The sequence below is a fragment of the Chthoniobacter sp. genome (assembly GCF_040003245.1).
Lineage (GTDB): Bacteria > Verrucomicrobiota > Verrucomicrobiia > Chthoniobacterales > Chthoniobacteraceae > Chthoniobacter.
The window spans coordinates 1-4423 of record NZ_JBDUCX010000366.1; the positions used below are offsets into that span (position 1 = coordinate 1).

The 4423-nt window shown below is 61.4% G+C and carries 6 protein-coding genes, 1 tRNA gene and 1 pseudogene; 5 read left to right on the forward strand and 3 right to left on the reverse strand.

What is annotated here, in order from left to right:
• On the forward strand, nucleotides 1–418 hold a 418-nt coding region (locus ABJF10_RS29520), incomplete at its 5' end, for a transglutaminase family protein (RefSeq protein ID WP_348548191.1).
• A 75-nt stretch (nucleotides 419–493) separates the two neighbouring features.
• A tRNA-Val gene (locus tag ABJF10_RS29525) sits at nucleotides 494–565 on the forward strand.
• 28 nt (nucleotides 566–593) lie between these two features.
• Here ABJF10_RS29525 and ABJF10_RS29530 read toward each other — a convergent pair.
• Nucleotides 594–1436 carry a DUF4190 domain-containing protein gene (locus ABJF10_RS29530; RefSeq protein ID WP_348548192.1) on the reverse strand — a complete coding sequence of 281 codons (843 nt, stop codon included), beginning with the start codon at nucleotides 1434–1436 and terminating at the stop codon, nucleotides 594–596.
• A 96-nt stretch (nucleotides 1437–1532) separates the two neighbouring features.
• On the opposite strand from ABJF10_RS29530, the gene ABJF10_RS29535 reads away from it, so the two are divergent.
• Nucleotides 1533–2486, forward strand: coding sequence for a sugar phosphate isomerase/epimerase family protein (locus tag ABJF10_RS29535; RefSeq protein ID WP_348548193.1), 954 nt, complete (start codon nucleotides 1533–1535; stop codon nucleotides 2484–2486).
• On the opposite strand, the gene ABJF10_RS29540 is transcribed toward ABJF10_RS29535, so the two are convergent.
• Nucleotides 2483–2830, reverse strand: coding sequence for a cupin domain-containing protein (locus ABJF10_RS29540; RefSeq protein WP_348548194.1), 348 nt, complete (start codon nucleotides 2828–2830; stop codon nucleotides 2483–2485). The genes ABJF10_RS29535 and ABJF10_RS29540 overlap by 4 nt on opposite strands.
• A gap of 38 nt (nucleotides 2831–2868) precedes the next feature.
• Nucleotides 2869–3351 (reverse strand): hypothetical protein, encoded by a 483-nt coding sequence (locus ABJF10_RS29545; protein ID WP_348548195.1) that lies wholly within the window; start codon nucleotides 3349–3351, stop codon nucleotides 2869–2871.
• A gap of 80 nt (nucleotides 3352–3431) precedes the next feature.
• Between ABJF10_RS29545 and ABJF10_RS29550 the strand changes: the two genes are divergently transcribed.
• Together ABJF10_RS29550 and ABJF10_RS29555 are read left to right on the forward strand one after the other, a co-directional pair.
• Nucleotides 3432–4181, forward strand: a complete 750-nt coding sequence (locus ABJF10_RS29550) for an SDR family NAD(P)-dependent oxidoreductase (protein WP_348548196.1) — start codon at nucleotides 3432–3434, stop codon at nucleotides 4179–4181.
• Between the two features lie 14 nt (nucleotides 4182–4195).
• Nucleotides 4196–4423 (forward strand): annotated as a pseudogene (locus ABJF10_RS29555) (hypothetical protein); the annotation flags it as partial.

Sequence of the window (4423 nt, forward strand, 5' to 3'; positions counted from 1 at the left end):
CCGCGGAAACGAAGGCTGGCCACTGCTCTGCGAGCAACCGCTGGAAGGCGGCAGCACCAGCCGTTTTGTCGATACCTCCATCGAGCGCCTGGAATTCGTCGTCTCGCGGGAGTTCGCCGCGCGCTACAAGATCCGCGTCGCCAGTCACGAGCTTCCGCTCCAGACCTTCCCCGCCGGAAAGCGCGGGGCCGGCCTGCGCTACCGCCGCACCTCGCTCTATCCGTCATTGCATCCCGGCATCCCCCCACAGATGCCCCTCCTTGTGACGGTCACCGGCAAAGGCAAAGCGAAGTCCTACCGGCTCGAACAGAACCATCGGCACTTCGTCGAGCATGCCGGTGCATCGCCTGCTGTTTCCAAGGAAGCGTGCCGCAAGTTGCATCCACGCCTCGTGACCTACGACTTGCGACTCTCGTAGCAACGTGACCGCCGCAGGTCGCGACGCTATGCACTTGCCAGCCCGCACGTTTCGGCCCACTTTCCGCGAGCCATCGCGGGATTAACTCAATGGTAGAGTAGCTGCTTTACACGCAGTTTGTTGGGGGTTCGAGTCCCTCATCCCGCATACTTCCTCCCCCTGCGGCACGGAAGTATCACTGCCCAGCAGGCGGCAGCACATCTGAAGGCGGCACGCCGACCAGGCCGCTGCCATCGACATGCATGATGATTCGCCGGCCACGCTTATTCTTGTACTTGCTCATCAGGAGCACGGTGTCCGGCGGAGCTTGATCGGTGCCTCCAAAATAATAGTAAGCCACCGGTTCCCCTGGCGTCAGAGGAGAGGCAAAGAAGACCCGATCCGGCAGGTAAGTCGGCACGAGATCGTCGAGCTTCGGCGGAAACGCTCCCTGGTGATCGCTGGCATAAGCCAGCGAGGCCACGGCAATCTGTTTGGCATGGGAAAGCGACTGCTTCTCCTTGGCCTTCACCTGCACCTCGGCAAAGACCGGCACCGCGATGCCCGCCAGGATCGGCAAAGCCCCGATGCTGAGATAACCCAGCACCAAACCGAAAATCGCGATCCCCTCCCCCTTCAGCGCCCCGGCGGATTTCCGAATGGCACTCAACGCTACGTGTCCAAAGATGATCGCAAAAAGCGTGGCGATCAAAGGCAGGCACGAGAAGGAGAGGATGCCAAAAACCAAACTCGCGATGGCGGCACCGGAGGTCTGCCGCGGCTGCAACTGCGGCGGCTCCACCACGCTCGGGATCGGCCGGGCGGTATCGAGCGCGCGCAATGGGCTGATCGGCGGCGGCTCTTGGGATGATGGGGAGTTCATCAAGGGCGGGAAGCCGGCCAGCGGCACCCAGTCCTTTTCGCCGTTCGTCCACGCGAGGTCGCTCGGGAATAACTCTCCCACCGCGAGCTGACGTTTGACTTCATCCAAGGGGAACGGCCCGAACTGCTTCCCATTGCGGGCAATGTGGATATCCATGCCTGCGCAGGCTAGGCAAACCAGCGCGGGCGTGTCGAGCCCTCCCCGGACTTCGCAGAGATTGTCTTCGCCACGGACATCTGTTAGTCGCACCTCATGAATCGCCGCGCTTTCCTCCTCGGGGCCACATCTGGCCTCAGTGCCGTAGCTCTGCGCGCCGCGGAAAGCAAAGCACCTCCGGTCGCCGCGCCGCGCAGCCAGCTCAAGCTCGCGCTCTCGACCTACTCCTATTGGCACTTCCGCGGCGAAAAAATGCCGGTGGAACAAATCATGGAGAAGGCGTCGGCTCTGGGGGTCAACGGCATCGATCTCCTGCACCGGCAAATGGCGATTGACGAACTCGGCCGACTCGACGCCGCCACCCATGTTTATTGCCGCAACCTCAAGCGACACGCGTTGCACTGCGGCGTGGACCTGGTCTGCCTTTCCATCCTCCAGGACTTTGTCTCGCCGAATCCCGCCGAACGCCACCAATGGATGGCCTTCACCGAAAAGTGCATCGAGATCGCCTATGCCCTCGGCATTCCTTGCATTCGCATCAGTTCCGGTCGCTGGAAGACCATTCCCGATTTTGCAGCGCTGATGAAAGCGCGCGGCGTCGAACCGGTGCTGCCCGGTTACATCGAAGACGACGGATTCAAATGGTGCATCGAGTGCATTCAGCGATGCACGGACCTCGCAGAGGAGCGCGGCGTGGTCCTCGCGCTGGAAAATCATTGGGGACTGAGCGGCACGCCCGAGGGACAATTGCGCATCATCGACGCGATCAATTCGCCATGGCTGGGCGCGCTCATGGATACCGGAAACTTCATGGAGAACCCGTACGACAAACTCACGAAGATCGCTGCGAAGACCGTATTCGTGCAGGCCAAGACCTATGACGGCGGCGGTGAATTTTACACTCTGGACCTCGACTATGCCCGCATCGCCAAAATCCTCCGGGATGCCGGCTACACTGGCTACGTCTCGCTGGAGATGGAGGGCAAGGAAGACGCCGAGACAGCAGTTCCCAAAGGACTGGCCGCGATTCGCGCCGGCTTTGCCGCCTAAGTCCGCGAAGTGACTTTCGTTTCGTCGCGAAAGTGCACGGCCAGCCAGAGCGCATCCTCCGACGTCCGCTCCACCCGATGCCGAAGGTGCGCAGGAATCAGCAAGTAATCCCCTGCTCCCAAAGTCACGCCCGGCTCGCCTTCGATCAACAACGTCGCAGAGCCTTGCAAGAGGACGACCCATTCCGCTTCCGGCTGATCGTACCAGAATCCTTCCGGGCTCGCCTGCCCGTGCGAAACAATCTGCTCAATCCGCACACTCCCGGTGGCGAGGAGTTCTTTGATTTGCTCGCGGTCGTCTGAATCTGTCGCTGTTCGCAGAAGGTTATCGACCACGATGGGCATAGGCTGGCAGGAAGTCGAAGCGCGAGGAGCCCGCAAGACTACCTCGGCTTTTCCGGCTTGGCTTTCGCGCGGTCGTCGTAGGATCCCTTCTGAATCGTCGCCACCACCGAGGACATGGGCAGTGTCATCGGTGCGCATCCCGCGCACGTATCGACCTTTTGACTGGAAGAAGCGAAGCGTTTGACTTGTTCGTCGAAGACCGGCCGGTCCTTGAGCCGCAGCCCGACCAGCGCGTAGCACTGCGCTTGCGGCGTGCCGGCTTTCAGGATTTGCAAGAAATCCGCCGCGGCGGAATCCGACGCCAGCACGCTCTTGAAAGCATACTCTCCCGGCGAGGTAATGCCCGCCACGCCAATCCCCCCAAACGCAAAAAGCGGTGTTTTGGAAAGTGTGCTGACGGCTTCCTTGTCACCCGCCAGCGCGGCGCCGCAAATGAAGAGCAGGACAATGCCGATCGCCAAGTACCTCCGTCCTGCGGCGAAGGTTCGGAAAAGACCCGGTGAATGGGAATCGGAGCTCATGGCGTAACTGGTTTATCTGTTGGACGCTTCGCCATCGACCGATATTTTCGAGCACTCGTCCATGGCTGAAGAACCACAATATGCCCGCATACCCTGACCTTCGCAACCGCCGCGTCTTGGTCACCGGCGGAGCTAATGGAATCGGTGAAGCCATCGTGCGCGCCTTTCATGAACAGGAAGCCGTAATTCACTTCTGCGATACCGATGCTAGCGCCGGCCAGTCACTGGCTCGCGAGCTGGGCGACCGTGTATCGTTTACTCGGGTCGACCTCACTCGCGAAGCGCAGATCGTGCGCTGGGTGAAAGGCATCACCAAGGGCGGCCGGCCCATTCACGCGCTCGTCAACAACGCCGCCCGCGATCCGCGCATGACCCTGGAAAGCATGTCGGTGAAGGACTGGGATGATCTCTTCGCTTCCAACCTGCGGGCTTATTTCTTGATGGCGAGAGAGACTTCGCCCGCCATGCCCAAAGCCGGGGGCGCGATCATCAACCTGGCCTCGATCACCTTTCACATCGCGCCCGCGCCCATGACCGCCTATGTGGCGACCAAGGGCGGTGTGCTCGGTTTCACCCGCTCGCTCGCGCGCGAACTCGGCCCACGCGGCATCCGCGTCAATACCGTCTCCCCCGGCTGGGTGATGACGGAACGGCAACTCAAGGATTTCGTCACGCCCGCGGTCAAACGCCTCATCCGCCGCTCGCAATGCGTGCCGCAGTTACTTCAGCCGGCGGAGATCGCGGACGTCGTGCTCTTCCTCGCCAGCGAAGCCAGCCGCGCCATCACCGGCCAGGAAATCCTGGCTGACCGTGGCTGGGCGCATTCTTAGATATGTCCGACCCCATGGATGAATTCGAAGAGGTCAAACGCGCAATGCTGGCCGGCGACAAGATCGGGGCAATCAAACTCTATCGTGCACAAACCAACGTCGGGCTGACGGAGGCCAAAAGCGCGGTGGAGCAAATGCTCACCCAACTGCGTGGCTTCGCCTCCGCGGAAGTCACTCTTCCGAAGGCGGCGCCCACTTCTCCCCTGTCAACAACCGCCATCACCGAAGCGCTCTTTGCCGGC